The organism is Pseudoneobacillus rhizosphaerae (assembly GCF_917563885.1).
GTDB lineage: Bacteria > Bacillota > Bacilli > Bacillales > Cytobacillaceae > Pseudoneobacillus > Pseudoneobacillus rhizosphaerae.
On sequence record NZ_CAKJTG010000026.1, the window covers coordinates 1 to 19,505 of the forward strand.

The 19,505-nt window shown below is 35.3% G+C and carries 23 protein-coding genes; 20 read left to right on the forward strand and 3 right to left on the reverse strand.

Features of this window, described 5'->3' with window-relative positions; genetic code table 11:
• Positions 1–220: 220 nt before the first annotated feature.
• Positions 221–1,453, reverse strand: coding sequence for a peptidase T (gene pepT / locus LRP83_RS18345; protein ID WP_230498161.1), 1,233 nt, complete (start codon positions 1,451–1,453; stop codon positions 221–223).
• A gap of 170 nt (positions 1,454–1,623) precedes the next feature.
• On the opposite strand from pepT, the gene LRP83_RS18350 reads away from it, so the two are divergent.
• From LRP83_RS18350 to LRP83_RS18360, 3 genes are all read left to right on the forward strand, one after another.
• Complete coding sequence (locus LRP83_RS18350) at positions 1,624–1,950, forward strand: nucleotide pyrophosphohydrolase (protein WP_230498231.1); 327 nt, start codon at positions 1,624–1,626, stop codon at positions 1,948–1,950.
• A gap of 242 nt (positions 1,951–2,192) precedes the next feature.
• The gene (locus tag LRP83_RS18355) at positions 2,193–3,155 is read left to right on the forward strand and encodes an ABC transporter permease subunit (RefSeq protein ID WP_230498162.1); all 963 of its coding nucleotides are present in this window, start codon (positions 2,193–2,195) and stop codon (positions 3,153–3,155) included.
• Complete coding sequence (locus LRP83_RS18360; RefSeq protein ID WP_230498163.1) at positions 3,152–4,060, forward strand: ABC transporter permease; 909 nt, start codon at positions 3,152–3,154, stop codon at positions 4,058–4,060. Before LRP83_RS18355 ends, LRP83_RS18360 begins: the two co-directional genes overlap by 4 nt.
• An 82-nt stretch (positions 4,061–4,142) precedes the next feature.
• On the opposite strand, the gene LRP83_RS18365 is transcribed toward LRP83_RS18360, so the two are convergent.
• A complete protein-coding gene (locus LRP83_RS18365) occupies positions 4,143–4,895 on the reverse strand; it encodes a polysaccharide deacetylase family protein (RefSeq protein WP_230498164.1) in 753 nt (250 codons plus the stop codon).
• 187 nt (positions 4,896–5,082) lie between these two features.
• Here LRP83_RS18365 and LRP83_RS18370 point away from each other — a divergent pair, with 187 nt between their 5' ends.
• The 4 genes from LRP83_RS18370 to LRP83_RS18385 all read left to right on the forward strand — a co-directional run bounded on the left by LRP83_RS18370 (position 5,083) and on the right by LRP83_RS18385 (position 8,325).
• Positions 5,083–5,877, forward strand: a complete 795-nt coding sequence (locus LRP83_RS18370; RefSeq protein WP_230498165.1) for a sulfite exporter TauE/SafE family protein — start codon at positions 5,083–5,085, stop codon at positions 5,875–5,877.
• Positions 5,878–6,050: 173 nt separating this feature from the next.
• Positions 6,051–6,521 (forward strand): inner membrane protein YiaA, encoded by a 471-nt coding sequence (gene yiaA / locus LRP83_RS18375; protein ID WP_230498166.1) that lies wholly within the window; start codon positions 6,051–6,053, stop codon positions 6,519–6,521.
• A 147-nt stretch (positions 6,522–6,668) separates the two neighbouring features.
• Positions 6,669–6,962 carry a hypothetical protein gene (locus LRP83_RS18380; protein ID WP_230498167.1) on the forward strand — a complete coding sequence of 98 codons (294 nt, stop codon included), beginning with the start codon at positions 6,669–6,671 and terminating at the stop codon, positions 6,960–6,962.
• Positions 6,963–7,173: 211 nt separating this feature from the next.
• A complete protein-coding gene (locus tag LRP83_RS18385; RefSeq protein WP_230498168.1) occupies positions 7,174–8,325 on the forward strand; it encodes a cation:proton antiporter in 1,152 nt (383 codons plus the stop codon).
• A 741-nt stretch (positions 8,326–9,066) separates the two neighbouring features.
• Here LRP83_RS18385 and LRP83_RS18390 read toward each other — a convergent pair.
• Positions 9,067–9,801 carry a sulfite exporter TauE/SafE family protein gene (locus LRP83_RS18390; RefSeq protein WP_230498169.1) on the reverse strand — a complete coding sequence of 245 codons (735 nt, stop codon included), beginning with the start codon at positions 9,799–9,801 and terminating at the stop codon, positions 9,067–9,069.
• Between the two features lie 309 nt (positions 9,802–10,110).
• On the opposite strand from LRP83_RS18390, the gene LRP83_RS18395 reads away from it, so the two are divergent.
• From LRP83_RS18395 to LRP83_RS18455, 13 genes are all read left to right on the forward strand, one after another.
• On the forward strand, positions 10,111–10,785 hold the full coding sequence (locus LRP83_RS18395; protein ID WP_230498170.1) for a Type 1 glutamine amidotransferase-like domain-containing protein: 675 nt from the start codon (positions 10,111–10,113) through the stop codon (positions 10,783–10,785).
• A 237-nt stretch (positions 10,786–11,022) separates the two neighbouring features.
• Positions 11,023–11,397 (forward strand): NUDIX hydrolase, encoded by a 375-nt coding sequence (locus tag LRP83_RS18400; RefSeq protein WP_230498171.1) that lies wholly within the window; start codon positions 11,023–11,025, stop codon positions 11,395–11,397.
• 309 nt (positions 11,398–11,706) lie between these two features.
• Entirely contained in the window at positions 11,707–12,246 is a 540-nt protein-coding gene (locus LRP83_RS18405; RefSeq protein WP_230498172.1) for a nucleotidyltransferase domain-containing protein, read from the forward strand.
• A 117-nt stretch (positions 12,247–12,363) separates the two neighbouring features.
• Positions 12,364–12,903: a GNAT family N-acetyltransferase gene (locus LRP83_RS18410; RefSeq protein ID WP_230498173.1), complete on the forward strand. Its 540-nt coding sequence runs from the start codon at positions 12,364–12,366 to the stop codon at positions 12,901–12,903.
• A 3-nt stretch (positions 12,904–12,906) separates the two neighbouring features.
• Positions 12,907–13,551 carry a nucleoside deaminase gene (locus LRP83_RS18415; RefSeq protein WP_230498174.1) on the forward strand — a complete coding sequence of 215 codons (645 nt, stop codon included), beginning with the start codon at positions 12,907–12,909 and terminating at the stop codon, positions 13,549–13,551.
• 39 nt (positions 13,552–13,590) lie between these two features.
• The gene (fosM, locus tag LRP83_RS18420) at positions 13,591–14,013 is read left to right on the forward strand and encodes a FosM family fosfomycin resistance protein (RefSeq protein WP_230498175.1); all 423 of its coding nucleotides are present in this window, start codon (positions 13,591–13,593) and stop codon (positions 14,011–14,013) included.
• A gap of 26 nt (positions 14,014–14,039) precedes the next feature.
• Positions 14,040–14,963, forward strand: a complete 924-nt coding sequence (locus LRP83_RS18425; RefSeq protein ID WP_230498176.1) for a DMT family transporter — start codon at positions 14,040–14,042, stop codon at positions 14,961–14,963.
• Between the two features lie 33 nt (positions 14,964–14,996).
• Complete coding sequence (locus tag LRP83_RS18430; RefSeq protein ID WP_230498177.1) at positions 14,997–15,323, forward strand: antibiotic biosynthesis monooxygenase family protein; 327 nt, start codon at positions 14,997–14,999, stop codon at positions 15,321–15,323.
• Between the two features lie 110 nt (positions 15,324–15,433).
• Positions 15,434–16,264, forward strand: coding sequence for an SDR family NAD(P)-dependent oxidoreductase (locus LRP83_RS18435; protein ID WP_230498178.1), 831 nt, complete (start codon positions 15,434–15,436; stop codon positions 16,262–16,264).
• A 2-nt stretch (positions 16,265–16,266) separates the two neighbouring features.
• Entirely contained in the window at positions 16,267–17,802 is a 1,536-nt protein-coding gene (locus LRP83_RS18440) for an AMP-binding protein (protein ID WP_230498179.1), read from the forward strand.
• Between the two features lie 184 nt (positions 17,803–17,986).
• Positions 17,987–18,259: a hypothetical protein gene (locus tag LRP83_RS18445; protein WP_230498180.1), complete on the forward strand. Its 273-nt coding sequence runs from the start codon at positions 17,987–17,989 to the stop codon at positions 18,257–18,259.
• A 16-nt stretch (positions 18,260–18,275) separates the two neighbouring features.
• Positions 18,276–18,824, forward strand: a complete 549-nt coding sequence (locus LRP83_RS18450) for a GNAT family N-acetyltransferase (protein WP_230498181.1) — start codon at positions 18,276–18,278, stop codon at positions 18,822–18,824.
• A 14-nt stretch (positions 18,825–18,838) separates the two neighbouring features.
• Positions 18,839–19,459: a hypothetical protein gene (locus LRP83_RS18455; protein ID WP_230498182.1), complete on the forward strand. Its 621-nt coding sequence runs from the start codon at positions 18,839–18,841 to the stop codon at positions 19,457–19,459.
• Positions 19,460–19,505: the final 46 nt, after the last annotated feature.

A 19,505-nucleotide genomic window follows, 5' to 3' on the forward strand; every position in this document is an offset into this window, starting at 1 on the left:
CTATTTAGGCTATTTTCAGGTCTATTTCGTAATTAAGGGAAATTTCTCCGCTTATTGAGGGTTCGCTCTTTATTTAAATTTATTGATGTCAAAGACTCCAACATAAATGAAAAGGCGTGTCAAATCTGTTGTCAGATTGCACGCCTTTTTCATTGTCATTTACAGGATTTGCACCTCAAAACGGAACGGTTTAATAAAAATTAGGCCGGATTCTTTACTATTATGCCTTTTGTTCAAAAAGCTGCGTAATCTCAATAATGACGTTAGTGGCTTTAACCATATTGTCGATTGAAACATATTCATACTTGCCGTGGTAATTTTCGCCACCAGTGAAAATGTTTGGAGTAGGGAGCCCCATATAAGAAAGCTGTGAACCGTCAGTACCACCGCGGATAGGCTCTATTTTTGGCTGTATATCTAGGTTTTCCATCGCTTGTTGTGCGATATGAACGATCTCCATCACTGGTTCGATTTTTTCACGCATGTTGTAATATTGATCATTCATTTCAAGTAAGATTGAACCTTCGCCGTATTTGACCTGTAACTCATTCACAATACTCTCAATCTTCGCCTTCCTAGCTTCAAAACTTTCCTTATCAAAATCTCTAATGATGTAAGATAGGATAGTCTTTTCAACATCTCCTACAACTGAGTTTAAATGAAAGAAGCCTTCATAGCCTTCCGTATATTCAGGTGCCTCATCAGCAGGTAGCTTACTATTAAATTCCATTGCGATTTTAGTGGAATTAACCATTTTACCTTTTGCTGTTCCTGGGTGAATATTTGAACCATTAATCGTCACTTTCACGCCCGCAGCATTAAAGCTCTCATACTGAAGCTCTCCAAGCGGTCCGCCGTCCATCGTATAAGCATATTTTGCATCAAATGCAGCTACATCAAATTTGTGCGGTCCTCTACCAATCTCTTCATCTGGTGTGAAAGCAACACGAATTTTTCCATGCTTGATTTCCGGGTGCTGAATTAAATAAGCCATAGCCGTCATAATCTCAGCAATTCCAGCTTTATTATCAGCACCGAGTAACGTAGTGCCATCGGTTGTCATTAAGGTGTGACCTTGATAATTGCTCATTTGTGGGAAGTCCTTTGTCGTTAGGACGATATGTAAGTCTTCGTTTAAAACAATATCCTCACCGTTATAGTTTTCAATGATTTGCGGTTTGACATTCGCACCAGTAAAATCAGTTGCCGTATCAACATGGGCTAAAAAGCCAATGGTTGGTACATCTTTATCAGTATTGGAGGGAAGTGTAGCCATTACATAGCCATTCTCATCCATTGTCACATCGACCATACCAATCGCTTTTAATTCATCTACAAGCTGAGTGGCAAGCGTTAATTGTCCTTTAGTGGAAGGGCAAGTCGTACTGTCAGCGTCGGATTGTGTATCCACAACCACATAGGAAGTTAATCTTTCAATGATTTCGTTTTTCACGGTACTTCAACTCCTATTTCTCAAGATAATTTCATCTTATCATGGATTAATTAGGTTCGGTATCTTTCATTCGTTACATTGCAATCAAATTTCACTCTGTGGTGTAAGTAATTTTTTTCAGCTAAAATGGAAGAGATAAATGCAGTTATCAATGAATGGAGAGAAATCAAATGAATGATTTAACACTAAAGCAAATGCAGAAGGAAGTAGACGAATACATAGGTCAATTTAAAGAAGGATATTTTAGCCCCATGACGCTAGTTGTCCGCTTGTCGGAAGAACTTGGGGAGCTCGCTCGCGAAGTAAATCATCACTACGGTGAGAAACCAAAAAAGAAAGAAGAGGAAGAGGGAAGCATTGCTTTAGAGCTTGCAGACATGATGTTTGTTATTACTTGCATGGCCAACAGTCTTCAAATCGACCTCGATGATGCCCATAAACGTGTAATGGAAAAATTCCGTACTCGTGATGCCGATCGTTGGACGAGAAAAGAGTAACATTTTTATTGATAACTTCCAAAGAAATGTATAGGAATCCCTTTTCTATGAATAATAAAATTGGAACAAAATGCATATAAAGGGGTCAACAATAATGAAAAAGTTTATTTTGGATGGAGCATAAGAATTTGCTTCATCCATTTTTTGTTAAAACTGTGAAACTTTAGTTGTGGATAAACGTCTAATGATATTATTGAAAACTATGAAGTGTATGAATTCAATAAAGGAGCTGCTCGCAAAGCATGAAACTTATTTCACAGTTAATAGGATTATTATTCATGTGGCTATTTGTAACAATCGTCTTAATTATGGTTGTTTTATTACCTAGAGGATTTACAGAGATAGACTTTTCTAAATCAAGAGTTGAGATGGTGAAAGAATACGAGAGTAATATTACTACTTTTTCATGGGATGCGTATAAACAAAATATCACCAATACATACAAGTATGTGAAAGAACATAAAAGCTTAGGTCAAACGGTTCATCTTTTATCAGTAGAATATGAAGTTTGGAGATATTGGAAAAAGAGTCTGATTATTTTAATACCTAGTATTCTACTAAGTATGATTCTAGGAATATCAAAAGGGGTATATGATTTCACATTAAAGAAGCGGAAATTTTCTTTAGTAGGCGCTCGAACAACATCTTTTTTCTTAGTAGTTCCTGATTTTTTTATTATCCTTTCAAGTCAATTGTTGATCATGATAGCCTTTTCCTATGGGTTACCATATGTAGATGTCTATGGCAGTGAGACTTGGTCTAATAAAATTTTGGCGATCCTTTTTTTATCGATGTATCCTATGTTTTTCATCGCAAGAATTACTTCCTCTACCTTGGAGGAGCAATCGGGGCAAGACTATATTCGAACAGCTTTAAGTAAAGGGGTATCTTTTCGCAAAATTATTTGGCGGCATATGATGGGGAATTGTTGGTTGAAAATAATCAGTCAGTTGAATACTTTAGTCCTTTACCTTTTATCTAACCTTTTTATCGTTGAATTTCTACTCGGCTATCGAGGTGGGGCATACAGATTTTATAGAGCCTTTGAAATAAAAAGAACATTCACTCCTCTTGATGTAATGAATATTGATACTGGAATTGTTATAGGCTTTATCATTGTTTTTACTTTTATCGTTTTCATTAGTCATATCATTAGTAAAATCTTAAGCTTTTATTTTTTAAGGAATGAGGGGAACAATAATTGAACTGGAATAGACAATTAATATGGGGACTAATATTTGTGTTTATCCTTCTTTTTATTACCATTTTCGGTCCCTATTTACCCTTTATTGACAGCGACCTTACGAAAGAAGGTGCTATAATTTCTAAAAAGGATGGGAAAATTTCATTACCTCCATTTGCACCATCGAGTGAATACTGGCTTGGTTCCGATCGAAATGGAGTGGACATGTTCAGTCGTCTTGTAATGGGGGCAAAAGATATGTTGCTACTCGTATGTAGCATTACCCTGATTCGTTATGTATTTGCGATTCCATTAGGTTTTTTTGCCTTTTATTCAAGGGTTATAGAAACGCTTTTAAATTTTTTGAATTTAGCCTTTTCCTTTGTACCTGCTATCTTTATGATCATTCTATTTATTAATATGCCATATTTAATTTACTCTCCACATCGTGTCATTTGGGTGATTCTAATTATCGCCTTTCTTGAAGTAGGTAGGGTGGCTGAAATATTGAAGCAGCAAGTGACGATGATTTCTCAAAAGCCGTATATTGAAGCAGCGATTACAATTGGCACAAGACAAAGCAAGTTAATGAAACGTTATTATTTCCCTGTATTATTTCCTGAGCTATTAGTTAATATCATCCTCGACTTGGGAAGAACTATGTTTATTATTGGACAATTAGGTATTATAGGAATTTTTATTTCGCATAAAATCCAAACTATTTCAGCTGATACGATTCCTGTTTTTCAAATTCAAAATACATCTAACGCCTGGCCACTACTATTTGAAACATTATTAAAAGATATTTTTAGTGCACCTTGGATTCCCATTGCTACTGGGATAGCAATTTCCATCGTAATATTAGGATTTTTCACATTAGCAGAAGGATTAAGAAAACATTTTCATAAAGGAATTCATTATTTGTAAAAGGATGGTGGCACCATCCTTTTTTTAGCGTGTTTTTTGTAGTCTCAGTAGTATTAGCAAAAGTTTACTAAAAGCATCTTTTTTAATGCACTATATTTTGAGGATTTGTAAAAATGTTATCGGTTTGTTGCAACAATTCAGATACAGTTACAAATTTATAGCCCTTCTTAACAAGGATTTCAAGAATATTCTCAACTGCTTTTACGGTTTGCGTTCGATCACCACCAGCATCATGGAAAATGACAATATCACCAGGCTTTGCGTCAGTTACAACGTTGTTTGTTATTTTTATAACACCTGGTCTTTTCCAATCCTTCGTGTCTTGATGCCATGACCACAAAATTACTCGATAGCCATTATTAATGGCTGTATTAACAATTTTTTCATTGTAATAACCTGAATGCGGCCGATAAAGTAAGGGCGTTTGTCCTGTTAAATCCTGAATAACCTTAGAGGTTTTATCTAATTCATCTTTTAATTTTTCTGGATTAAAATGATCTCTGAAATTATGTCGATAAGTATGATTCGCAAGTTCGTGTCCTTCTTTTACTTGTCTTTGTATAATTTGTGGATATCTTTCTGCTTCTGCACCAATTACAAAAAAGGTTGCTTTTGCTTTATATTTGGCGAGTGCATCTAATATTTGAGGAGTATACATCGGATCGGGACCATCATCAAAGGTCAATGCCACTAGTTTCTCATTTGTTTTAACATCCCAAAATACCTGTCCTGTTTTTTCAAATTTAAAACGCTTAAACATATTTGCCTTTGCTGTGGAAATAGGAAGAGTAAGGCACAGCACAGTGATGGTAAGAAACATAAGAAGTTTTCTCATGATTATGGACTCCTTAGTATTTAGGTTTAGTTTATATTGTTTGTTTGTTTGGATGATTTTATTAGACACTTTTTGTAAACATAGAAAAACAACAACCTCTCGTAAAACAGCTTTTGTGCAAAAGAATGAATTCCCTATTTCTTTCGGGTGACGAAAGTACTTGTCATTCCCATTAAGTTCTAATATTATGAAGATTAATGAAGAATTTTGGATAGAGATAGGGAATGATCATTTGGACACTTTCTTTTTTACGCTATTAGTAGTTGGAATTTTCTCTTCTTTTGTAGGGACATTAGCAGGCGGCGGTGGGTTAATTACTCTTCCAGCCATGATGATATTGGGGATTCCTATTCAAACAGGGATTGCTACAAACAAGTTTTCATCAGGAATTGCAGCCTTTACAAGCGTTACATTTTTGTTGAAAAATAAGCAGCTTGACAAGAGAACGATTTCCATTAATATAATAATTGCCTTTCTAGGTGGAATTTTCGGGGCTCTTATTACAACTAGCTTGTCAGAAAAATCAATGAATGTCATTGCACTGATACTATTGGCTTTTGCCCTTTTCGTAACCTTTAGAAATAATAATTGGGTGTCAGCAAGTCAAGGAAATAAATCGCAGAAAACGGATAGCCTTTCTTCCCGCATGATTACTTTTTTCATTGCTGTATATGATGGAGGATTCGGTCCCGGCTCATCTACTTTTGGAATCATTCATTATATGGAAAAAAATCAAACTTATGTGAAAGCTGTGCAGCTGACAAGGGTTCTAATATTTGGAAGTGCATTTGGCGCCTTTATCGTTTTTTATCTTACAGGATTTGTTCAATGGCCATATGCCATTGCTTTAGCTATCGGTTCGACATTAGGCTCGCAAATTGGTTTAATAGCTCTTCCACATGTCCCATTAAAATTGGCCAAGTCATTATTAATTACGATTATTGTTCTACTAATTGGGGAAATGGTTTATAAGATTGTTTAATTTAGAACTGGATGAACTTATGTTTATCCAATTTTTTATTTAAAGGAAAATAATGAATAAAATTAACTGTGAATTGTTAGAAATTTCTATATAATAGGTTTAAGTGGGAGCTAAGTTAGTGTATCTGCACAGTTCCATATTTAATAGATAAAAAATTGGGAGGCGAAACATCGATGTCTAATGATAGTGAGGTTTTATTTGATAAAGGAAAACAAAATGATCCAAAATTGAAAGTTGAAAGAAAAGAAGGAGAGCCGACTGCAGCGTTTAAAGGGGCTTCTTGGGCGGCGCTGTTAGTAGGTGTTGCGGGATATTTTATCGGTTTGTTTAACGCTTCGATGGAGCTAAACGAAAAAGGATATTACTTTGCGGTATTAGTATTCGGTCTTTATTCCGCCGTTTCTTTACAAAAAGCAGTAAGAGATAAGGAAGAGGGTATACCTGTTACGAATATTTATTATGGTATTAGTTGGTTTGCACTTATTGTAGCTATTTCCTTAATGGCGATTGGATTATACAATGCAGGAAGTATTGTTTTAAGTGAAAAAGGATTTTATGGTATGGCATTTGTTCTCAGTTTATTTGCAGCCATAACGGTTCAGAAGAATATTCGAGATGCTCAGAGGGCAAGAGAAAGAGATTAACGCCAATGGTTGAGAGATATATAACCATCGAATAAAATCAGATTTAGAAAAAAATTCTCTTAAAGATAACCTTCCCATTAAGCAGGATTTGGAATAGGGGTTATGGAACTACTTATTCATTAGGAAGTTCATAATTTCGAGGTGGTAATGGTGAAGGATAAAGCAGGTAATTCTTTTGTAGGTGTGCCTTTCTTAAGACTCATTCGATTCGCCTTTTTGTTATTTATCGTATTTCTAATCATTTCTGCATATTACTTACAAACTGAAGGCAAATTGCTTGGGGTAATTCAAACCATTCTATTTGTAAAAATAATTCCTTTCGTTAAAGCCCACTGGTATGAAATTGTAGTCAGTTCCACGCTATTTTCCCTTGGTTTTTGGTGTGGAAGAGCTAGTAAAGGAAATCATAATCGAAATAAATTTAGAAGGAGTTCTACCTGAAAAGAGATGAATTTTAGCTACTCTGTTCTTTTGAAGAGTACCTTAAAGAATGATTTCACTCTCAATGTATGGTATACTAATTAATAATAAAATACCGAACAACTTGGAGGAGCCTGTCACCAAGGGACTATTATGTCCTTTGGTAACGGGCTCTTTTTGTATTTTATTTTAATTAAGACAAATCATAACAATACGAAAGGGTGGAAATGAAGTGTTAATACTACAACTCGCTATTATCTTAATTGCTTCAAAAATAGCAGGAAGTCTCAGTGTAAGATTAGGGCAGCCCTCCGTCCTTGGTAAACTGCTAATCGGTATTGTCCTCGGTCCATCTGTTTTAGGTTTAGTGAGTGAAACTGAATCTTTAGCTGAATTTAGTCAAATAGGTGTTATTTTATTAATGTTTATTGCTGGATTAGAAACAGATATTGACGAATTTAAACGGACTGGAAAAGCCTCCACATTCGTAGGGTTTGGTGGAATTATTGTTCCACTTCTTTTAGGCTATGTTGCTGGAATTATCTTAAATCTTTCTACCTTCGAATCATGGTTTCTAGGACTACTGCTTTCTGCAACAAGTGTTAGTATATCCGTTCAAGCACTTAAAGAAATGGACCGACTGAAAACACCTGAAGGAACGACCATCTTAGGGGCAGCCGTCATCGATGATGTAGTAGTAATCATTGCTTTGGCCTTCTTAATGAGTTTTTCTGGTGGAGACGTTAATCTAACTACCGTAATTTTAAAGAAAGTAATATTCTTTGCTGGAGCCATTCTGGTAGGATGGAAAGTAGTTCCATGGTTTATGGGGAAATTCGCCAATTTCAAGGTATCAGAAACGGTCATTTCTTCTGCTTTAGTTATTTGTTTTGTGTTTGCGTATTTAGCCGAATATACGGGAGTTGCAGCGATTATAGGAGCATATATTGCCGGTGTCGCCATAAGTGTTACGAAATACAAACACGAAGTTTTTGAAAAAGTTGAAACGATCAGTTATTCAATCTTTGTACCTGTATTCTTTACTTTGATTGGGATATCTGCAGAGTTTGGTGGCATTGGTCAAAATATAGGTCTTATTATTATCCTTAGTATTTTAGCCATTCTAACTAAGTTAATTGGTGCTGCTATTGGTGCGAAAGCAGCTGGATTTGGTTGGAACAGTTCGTTGGGAATTGGGGCAGCAATGGTTTCTCGCGGTGAAGTCGCATTAATAATCGCCGCTATTGGTTTAGAAGCGAAACTTCTTACTCAAGACATTTTCGCCGTACTAGTTATCGTAATACTTGTGACAACAATTGTAACCCCTCCAATGATGAAATTATTTTTTAAATCAAATGGTCAAAAGGAAAAGAGTGTAGCTTAACGAACTTAACCCATCTAAAAGAATGTAAGCCCCTCATGATTTAACGGGTTCTCTTTTGGAGTGCAAAAGTGAAAAAACAGCTCAAATAGCATGCTAAATCACATATGATTTAGCATGCTATTGGTATAAAAACGTTTATAACATTTTAGTTTGAGAATTAACATTGAAATTAGCATTATAAATAGCAGTGTGAGAATGAACATTCTCATGCTGGTAGTTTATATGCTAAAACGGTTGTTAATACTTCGTTAAATTTGATAGGAATGGCAGATTTTTAAACAAAAAATAGATGCATCTAGTAGACAGAATCCTTGTCCTTAATAAAGTGACCAGCGAAAGAAAAAGAAGCGGAGTTTTTCCGGTTATATTCAGAATGGAGCACGTTTCGGGCTAAATAAGGGGAGATTTTCCGCCTAAGCCAAGAAAAACCCCTGAATTTCATGTTTTTTGAGTCAATAAGCGGAATATCTCCGTCTATTTTAGCTATTTTCAATGTTATTTTCTAATTAGGCGGAATATCTCCGTCTATTTATCAGATCGGGTGTTTATCTGTTCCCCTTATAAAACTGATTGTTTAATTCCAATTATTACGAGTTTAAAATATAACGAATAATATCCAGAAGCTAAAAAGCATGATGATTAAATTGCATGCTTTTTCCTACGTAATTTGTATTGTTATTACTGACTTTGCACTTCAAATGAGATCCCATTACTCATTTGTGAGGTTACGTTTTTTCAATATTAAAGAACATGTTCGATAAATATTTGAAAAATAAGAGCTACTGTGACGAATCGCAGAATAGGTTTTACATATTGCGGTTTCAATTTCTGCGCAATACGGACACCAATTTGTGCACCAGATAGAGAGCCGAGGAGAAGAGCTAATGTTACTGGCCATATAATTTTACCAGTAGCAATATAGGTGATCGCTGCACCAAAACAGCTTGAAAAAGTGGCAAGTCTGACTAATCCAACAGCACGAATATAGGCAATATTTAAATATCCAAACAAATAAAACATTAGTGTTCCTTGCCCTGGGCCAAATAGCCCATCATAAATACCAATACTATAAAGCCCAGGAATACTAACCTTATTCATCTTTAAAGATTCTTGCCCTGTAAAATTTCCCTTTCCAATAAAAGAGGTTATGAAAGCAAAAATAAGCAGTGTGATGGCAACAATATACATATTTTCAGCAGATATTTTTGATGCAATAAAACCTCCACTTATCCCACCACCAATACTTACAGGGATAATCCAGAAAGATTCTTTAAGCGATATTTCTTTCTTTTTATAAAGATGAAAAAAGCTTGAAAAAGAACTAAACGTATTTGAGACTTTATTGGCCCCAATCGCAGAGTGGACAGGTATTCCCAAAATCAGCATCGCTGGAAGACTAATCAATCCACCACCACCAGCAAGCGTACCTATAGTTGTCGCACAGATTCCAATCAAGAACAGTATCACATACTCCATATTTAGCACCCCCATGTATCATAGATTAAGTATATTTCTTTTTGTATCATAAGAAAAATTGATTGTTATTATCATAATGGATAAGAAAAACTTATTGCGACAATTGTTAGTGGCTGTAATATCAATAAGGGAATTCAGAATATTGGGCCTGATTTGTGGTATTATTTATTTTAAAAATGGCATTCTCCTTAAAAAAACGAAAAATGGGCATCCATCTCCCAATAGGATACCGTTATTACTCTAATCCAACAGCACGAATATAAGCAATAATTTTTAGAGCAAATATTTTAAAGAAAGTGAGAAGATTTTATGGGGAAAATGATAGCAATCGGTGGAGGTTATAACGGTGGAGATTTTGATAAGCAGCTAGAAGAAAAGATACGTTCTTTTATTCCTAAGGAAAATCCAATCGTTATTTTTGTTCCATACGCTTCAACAGATTATATAGAAAATTATAACGAATTTAAACAGATTTATAATTTCCTAGGATGTGAAGTGAATATGCTTCAACCAGGAAAAGAAAATGTTCTGCTTCAAGCAGACTTAATATATTTTGGTAGGGGATCGACCATTCAATTACTAAAAGAATTGCACGAAACAAATTCTATTTCTTTTTTACATCAAGCAATCAATAATGGAACGATCTTAGCTGGTTTCAGTGCTGGGGCACATGCCTTATTTACAGTTGCGGGTAGTAATGAAGGGGAACTAGGTTATACCTTAGTAGAAGGTTTGGGCTTTATAGATGGCTGTATTATTTCTCACTATAATTATCTAGATAGAGCAGAAGCGTTCCACAATATGTTGACAGAAAGAAGGATAAATGGAATTGGCTTAGAGGAACACACTATGATGGTTGTAGAAAATAATATAGCTACTTTTTATTCTTCAAACACAGTATCAAATGGGTATTTCATTAAAATCTTCGATCATAGTACCTTTATACGACCTATAAAAGGTGAGAAGATTCTTGTACCTTTTTAAACTTTAACAGATGTTTCATTGCCATTATGAATGTTTCAAATAAGCCAGAAATATAAAAGTTGAATAACTTTAATATTTTGGCTTATTTTTTTAAAAACTCTTTTCATAAGTAGTTTAATTATAACATTCGGAATGTTTCATCTATTATTATGGTATTATTTACCTTTATTACTTGTTTCGGGGGATTAGTATAGGAAGAGAAGCAAAAAGTTGCTCAGGCTGTTGGGGGGAGTAAAAATGATTTCACAAGCGATAATCCTACAAAATAATCAAATATTAATGGTAAAACAATATGTTCAAAGAGGAGATATTGTTTGGAATTTTCCTGGTGGAGGGATTGAAGAAAATGAAAGCCCTGAAGAGGCTTGTATCAGGGAGGTAAAAGAGGAAACTGGCTATGATGTGGAGATAATGCGTCTTGCGTTTAGAAACTCTAATAAGTTTACTTATGAAGCGAGGATTATTAGTGGAGAACTTACCATTGATTTAAATAGCGAGGTTAATAAGGATATTATTGATGTTTCATGGGTGAGGATTGATGATAAAGAAATGTTTGATCATTATACAGCCCCGTTATTAAATATGGTGCTGGAAAATTCAGTTTCTATTTAGGCTCTTAAAAAGAAAACGGGCAACAAACTGGAGATAGATTACCATTTTCCCTTAAAAAAACGAAAAACGGGCATCAAAACGGAGATAGATTACCATTTTCCCTTAAAAAAACGAAAAACGGGCATCAAAACGGAGATAGATTACCGTTTTTTCTTAAAAAAACAAAAAACGGTCACGAAAACTCAGATAGGTTCCCATTTTCCTTCAAAAAAACAAAAAACGGTCACGAAAACTCAAGTCCTCTTCTTGTCCCATTTTTCTGTGGTTAAGGTATTAATAAACAGACTTTAAAAAAGGAGATTCCCTAATATGCAAAATAAAAGTATGGATCAAACGTTTGAAAATACACAATCCCAATTAAATATGCTACGAGAAATAAATGATATCTGCACGTCATTAGGTGCTACTATCTGGTTGCGTGGTGGATGGGCAATTGACTTCCTTCTTGGAAGAGTAACTCGTTCACATTCTGACCTTGATTTAGTTTCTATGATTCAGCACCGCAACGAACTTGAAAATGCTCTTGTGAATGCTGGTTTTCAACAAATACCTGTCACAGAATTTCAAACTGATTTCCTCAAGGATGGCGTAGATATTAGCTTTGTTTTCGTTGAACGTTCAAATGAGGGTCGAATCTTTGCTTACAGCATTCCAGATTGGGAATGGAGAACAGATTCTTTACAATCTCAAAAATACCAACTTCAAGGTGTTTCAGCGAATGTCCTCAATCCTCAGATGTTACTTGAAGAAAAACTAGTTTACGAAGAAGGTACAGGTCGGAAACCACGACCAAAGGACATTGAAAGTATAAAAATACTTCAGGGGATTATAAACCATGTGAACGGCTAAATTAAAGCAAATCCAACATAGAAAATGTAGATAAATAGATTTTATGGAAAACTATTCCACGCGCTAAATAAATGTGATAAACTTACTCAAATTTAACTTCTTTAAGGATGTGTAAGTATGGATACCCAACTATTTCTCTCAAAACCTACAATCGAATTAAAGGAAGAATACATGTCTTTTTACCATGAATGGAAACAAAGTGGTGAAACAATGGTTCCTTGGGTCATTGAAAAAGATCCCTCTAATTTTGAAGCAATGGTTCAATCCCTACTTGAAAGTGAAAAATGTTTAAATTTACCAGAAGGATGGGTGCCTGATTCTACCTTTTGGTTAATAAACGAGAACAATAGAGTTCTAGGAGCGGTGAACATTAGACATAGGCTAACACAGAGGTTAATCGATCGGGGTGGGCATATTGGCTATGGGATTCGTCCTTCTGAGAGACGAAAAGGATATGCAACAAGGCTCTTATCCTTATCATTGGAAAAAGTAAAAGGATTTGGTGTAGATAAAGCCCTTATTACATGCGATGAAAGTAATACAGGTTCTTTAAAAACAATTTTAAATAATGGCGGAGTTCCTGATACTGATTTTATTGAAGAAGACGGTAACGTTATTAAAAGGTTTTGGATTGAAACTGAAAGAAAGGAAGTGTAAAAGATGAAATGGTCAGAAGTTCCATCCATTTGGCAGGAATGCTTTAACCAAGCATGGGAGGCCTTTCAAGAAGGCTCTCGCCCAATTGGAGCAGTTGTAATTAATGAAAACGGAGATATTGTTTCTAAAGGTAAAAGTTCTACACTAAATGAACTATCAGAATCGGTTGTTTTTCATAATGAACTAGCCCATGCGGAGGTAAATGCTTTATTAAAATTAGATAATCGAATTCATAAAAGAGTAACGCAGTATACCCTGTATTCTACTTTAGAGCCTTGCCCATTATGTTTTGGTGCATTTTATATGAGTGGGATTCGAAATTTAAAATATGCTGCTAAAGACAAGTATGGTGGAAGTACCAATTTAAAAGATACAACTCCATATTTAAGCCTTAAACCGATAAAAATGGAAGGACCTTTTCCTTATCTAGAGCAGCTTGCTATCCTCATCCATATTTATTTTGAAGACATGATCAATCTAGATAGAAAATCCATCGTACATGACGCAATGGCCGAAGAGTACCCAGAAGCAGTTGCCTTAGCGAAGGAATGGGTTAAACTTGGAAAGCTGAAAGAATACCACCAGCTGATAATAGAAGATGTTTATAACATGATGGTCGAGGAACTTTGCTTAGTTACAAACTGTTAAAATCCTAATTATTTTATAGCATAAACGGGAAGTGATAGATTGCAAGTTAAAGGACTAAATCATTTATTGTTTTCTGTTTCCAATTTAGAGCGGTCGATTCAGTTCTATCAACAAGTATTTGACGCAAAGCTCTTAGTCAAAGGAAGAAGCACTGCCTACTTTGATTTAAATGGTATATGGCTTGCTCTAAATGAAGAAAAAGACATCGCTCGTACAGAAATCCATCAATCTTACACGCATATTGCTTTTTCGATTGAGGAAGTAGATTTTGAAAAAATGTACGATAAACTTAATGGATTAGAGTTAAATATCCTCTCAGGTCGACCGCGAGATGAAAAGGATAAAAAATCGATTAACTTTACAGACCCTGATGGTCATAAGTTTGAATTTCATACAGGCACATTACAGGATAGGTTGGATTATTACAAGCAAGAAAAAGGACATATGGAGTTTTTTAAATAATATTTGAAAAATAATGAGGGAATGACATGGGGACTGAAAATATAGTATTAACCTATACTAGACCAAAAGGAATGGCACTCGTCCTTACGGGTGCAGCATTATGGGGAATATCGGGAACAGTTGCCCAATTTCTTTTTCAGCATAAAGGGTTTAGTGCGGAGTGGTTAGTAGTGATTCGACTATTGATATCGGGTATTATTCTTTTAATACTTGCGAGTAGTAGTGGCAAGGATAAACACGGCGTATGGGGAATATGGAAAAATAAACAGGATGTGATAAGTCTATTATTATTTAGTATCCTTGGGATGTTAGCTGTTCAGTATACCTACTTTGCGGCAATTAAACATTCGAATGCAGCTACAGCAACAGTCTTACAATATTTAGGCCCAGCGATGATTGCCTGCTATTTGGCCCTGATTTCTAAGAGACTTCCAACATCGAAAGAAATAATGGCAGTGATTTTAGCTCTCTTAGGTACCATCCTACTTGTCACCAAAGGGAATATTCAAAGTCTATCCATCTCCGGCTGGGCCTTATTTTGGGGGCTTGCTTCAGCTGTTGCCTTAGCATTCTATACACTACAACCCCATAAACTACTTTCGAGATGGGGTTCGACCGTTGTCATCGGATGGGGAATGTTAATTGGAGGTATAAGCTTTAGTTTTATCCATCCGCCTTGGAGCTTTCAAGGGCATTGGTCGATAACCTCATTTTTTGCCGTAGCATTCATCGTTATTTTCGGAACACTTATTGCCTTTTATTGCTATCTAGAAAGTTTGAAATATATTAGTGCCACAGAAACTAGTTTGCTAGCTTGTATTGAGCCTTTATCTGCAGCGGTTTTATCAGTGATCTGGCTGCAAGTATCCTTTGGGTTGGAAGAGTGGCTTGGTACATTATGTATCTTATCCACGATTATGATATTGTCAGTAGTGAAAAAATCGTCCTAATCTCATCAACTTTATGAATTGAGGGAACTACCTATGAGTAGAATAGCAAAAACGCCAAACCCTCCGTATTATGCCGTGATTTTTGCATCACAGCGAACGGAAGGAGATCAAGGATATGGAAAAATGGCTGAAAAAATGGTGGAGCTTGCTTCACAGCAGGAAGGTTTTTTAGGAGCAGAAAGTGCTCGTGATGAAGGACTAGGCATCACCGTTTCCTACTGGGAGTCGTTAGAAGATATTAAGAATTGGAAGGATCATTCACTGCATCAGGTTGCACAGGAAAAAGGTAAAACTCTATGGTATCAAAATTTCTCCCTTCGAGTTTGTAAGGTTGAGAGAGATAGCTTTTTTGAAATGTAACATAGTGCCCACACCGTTCTTTGGTTTCTCACTAGGTGCTGGGCTTGTGTTGATATGTCGAATATAAAATATAGTCTTTTGTAATTAAAAAAGGTGAAGTAGGTGTATAAATGCAAAGATATAATTTTATGGAATCATGTTTATTTTTACCTACTTACTTGAATAAAAAGAAACTAGAAAACCAACTTGTAGGAAAGTCTGTCCTTATCACTGGTGCGAGTTCTGGTATTGGTGAGCAATTAGCATATCAGTTAGCCGATATTCATTGCCATTTAATCTTAGTCGCGAGAAGGGGAGAAAGGCTATTAGAGATAAAAAATAAGATAGCATTTAAGGCTGCCAAAGTAAGTACTTTTCAAGCTGACCTTAGAAATGAAGAGGAGCTGAAAGGCTTTTTATCATTTCTTCATGAATTGCCAAATGGCTTAGACATAGTTGTAAGTAATGCAGGACTATCAATAAGACGATCCATTTTTGAATCTTTAGACCGTTATCATGATTTCACGCGAACGATGGCAATTAATTATTTTGCACCAGTACATATACTGTTATCAATACTTCCTCTTCTGAGCAAAAATCATGGACAAATAATCAATATATCGACAGTAAATGCCCTGCTAGCACCTGTTCCATATTTCGCAGCTTATCAAGCATCCAAATCTGCTTTTGATGTCTGGCTTAGATCTGTTTCTCCCGAGTTAAAAGCAAAAGGTATATCAACAACAACTATATATTTACCATTAGTAAAAACACCTATGATCCAACCAACCACTGTATACCGCACTATGCCCGCCATGACACCAAGCCATGTTGCAAAAATCATCTGCAAATCCATGTATACCCAAAAGAAGAAATACCAGCCATGGTGGCTTATTTTTGGTCAGTTAGCTTCCATTTTTTTTAGAAATTTTGGAGACTTTTCAAATAAAGAAGGGAAGTAATCATGAAGATATTTACGCTAATGTATGTCTTACATAAAATTCAATTACTTTCTCCAAGTAGTTTATATCGCTTAATGGTAGCGGTTTTTAAAAATGGTATGAACTTAATGACCTTATTACATTTTGCCAAAATGAAATATGGTGATCATATTGCCTTAGTTGACGATGATGAAGCAATTACGTACCAACAGCTTTTTAAACAATCTAAGAAGCTTGCTTACTGTTTAAAGGAAAAGTATAACCTTCAAAGCGGACAAAAGGTGGGTTTTTTGTGCAAAAACCATGCAGAACTTGTAAAAGCTATTTTCGCTGTTTCAAGATTAGGAGCAAATGTCTATCTATTAAATGCTGAAACGAGTAAGAGCCAGTTTAATCAGTTAGTCCATCGCCATCGTTTCGATCTTGTCATTTATGACAGTGAACTTAATGATTTGGTTGAACAATCCGATTATACGAATGTTAGGGTTTATACGTATCATAATCAGTTGCCAGCTTTAAACAATCTCCGATATTCAGACGTCAATGAAGAACAACGCTTAAAAAGAAGCTCAACTAGTAAACTTGTTCTGCAAACAAGTGGTACAACAGGCACTTCTAAGGATGCTGCTCATAAACCCTCTTTGTTTAACTTTTTACATCCATTTATGGCATTTATCCAGCGATTAAAGATATTAAATTATAAAACTGCCTATATCGCTACTCCTATTTATCATGGTTATGGGATTGCTGTTTTGCTTTTATTTATTCCATTGGGAAAAAAAGCTGTGATTAGCAGGGGATTTGATGCTAAAAAAGCTTGCAGAATCATACGTGAGCATCAGGTTGAAGTGGTTACAGTTGTTCCTCTAATGCTGCAGAAAATGCTACGAACTAATCCTGAAGACTTGAAATCTCTATCTTGTATTGCATCAGGTGGTGCAAGGCTTCCGATAAAGCTTATTGAACAGTCCTGTAACGAATTAGGGAATGTCCTATACAATTTGTACGGAACCTCAGAGGCTGGTTTAACTTTTATTGCTGCACCAGAGGATTTAATAGATGCCCCTACTACATTAGGCAAAAAAATAAATAGACTTCAAATAAAGGTCTTGGATAACAACCTGATTGAGTTAAAAGATGGAAAAGTAGGACAGCTCTGCATAAAAAATGATTGGTCAATAGTTAATCGAAATAATACTTGGATTAAAACAGGTGATCTAGGCTACCGGGATGAAAATGGTTATTATTATTTATGTGGACGAACGGATGATATGGTCGTTTCAGGTGGAGAAAATGTTTATCCAATCGAAGTTGAACAAGTGCTAATTAAGCACCCCTTAATCGAGGATGTTGCTATTATAGGAGTTACGGATAACCAATTTGGACAAAGGTTGAAAGCATTTGTACTTCCAGTAGAAAATGCTAATCTTACAGAAAAAGAACTACTTGAGTGGCTACGGCCAAGAGTGGCCAGATTCCAGTTACCTAGAGAAATTAAATTTGTTGATAACATGCCCTATACTACTTTAGGGAAACTGGATAAAAAACAGCTCAAATAACGGTAGATGAACCTTAGTAATATTAGATTCCTTTTTTGCAAAATTATCATACAAATTTAATGGTTTTATTAGATTGCTTTTAACGGAGAATAAAAGGATTTTGGGAGTATTTGTAGAATTTTAAAATAGGAAATATTGTAGTTTAATGATGAACCCAATATGGGGATTTGAAAGAGGTTACATAATGTCTGTTAGTTTTTCACAAATTGCAATTCTATTTATTTTTATCGGTGGTCCGATACTTTTACCACTTCTAACCAAGAAATGGACGTGGTTGATCACGATGATTATAGGGTATGTAGTCTATATCCTTTGGGGTTTCTTTCTTCATTCCACCTCAGATGTTACCGAGTACGGTACAGGGTATGGCATGTTCATAGTCCCTTACATAATCGGAATATCGATTTTAGGATCTTTTTTGCAACGTAACAAAAGCAAGAACCAAAAAAATATCTAAAAAGTAGGAGAAAAATATGAATTTACCAAAAGTGTTTCCAACCCTGGAAACGGAGCGATTTATTCTGAGAAAAATCGAATTATCCGATTCAGAAGAAATGTATAACTATTTTTCAAAAGATGAAGTTACAAAATATTATGATTTAGATTCCTTTACTGAAGTTAGCCAAGCTAGTGAATTAATTAACAAATTCGCAACTAGGTTCGAACAAAATAAAGGCATCAGATGGGGGATAGCTGATAGAGAAAATAACAAACTCATCGGCAGCTGTGGATACCATAATTGGGAGAAGGACCATTTTAAAGCTGAGATTGGATTTGAATTGACTCCTGCTTATTGGCAAAAAGGAGTAATGTCCGAGGCAATCAAACCAATCCTCCAATTTGGCTTTGAACAAATGGAGTTAAATCGAATCGAAGCCTTCTATGATCCAGAAAATATTGCATCCAAAAAAACGCTTGAAAAAGCGGGATTTATTTTTGAAGGAGTGTTAAGAAAAGCGGCCTTTGAAAAAGGACAGTTTTGTGATGCTGCTGTTTGTTCGCTATTGAAGGAAGAGTATTAAAGGGAGACTAAATCATGAGTGAATTTACATTTGGATTTTTAGTTGGAAATTCAGAACAAAACCAACATTTTGTAAAAGAATTAGCCAATACTCCAATAATTAAACCACTAAATAATGATTGGTTAGTATTTAATTACGAAGAGTACGGTGTTCCCGAAAGTATTTTAAATCTGTCTAAAAGTACCCCAGTACTCCTTTTCCATAATGCAGAAGATCATGGATGGGGTTTTGAAATTTTTCAAAATGGAGCGAGGATATCTAAATTAGATATTTCATACGAAATGGAAGAAGAATTTATTTGGAAGGAATTTGAGAAAAGGTATCCTGATATGGATGATTATATAGAGTTTATGTATATGAACCCAGAAGGGCAGGAAATATACTCTAGACTAAAAGAAGAACTGAATATTAGTGAAAAAGTAAGTGAGCAATTTGACACATTAGATATTAAGGCATTCAGTTTGTTTTCAGTTGAAGAAGCTCGAATAAAGGAATTAAATAATATTTTAACACCAAGTCACTTATTATCTTTAGAAGATATCTTTGGGCTAGTCGAAAGCTTTAAGAAAATATTAAATATGGAAGAAATGAGCTGGATTAGACCTGATCGTCCAGATTGGTTTTTTGAGAATTAAACTAACAACTTTTTACTTAAACGTGTTAGGTCCCAATCGTGTAAAT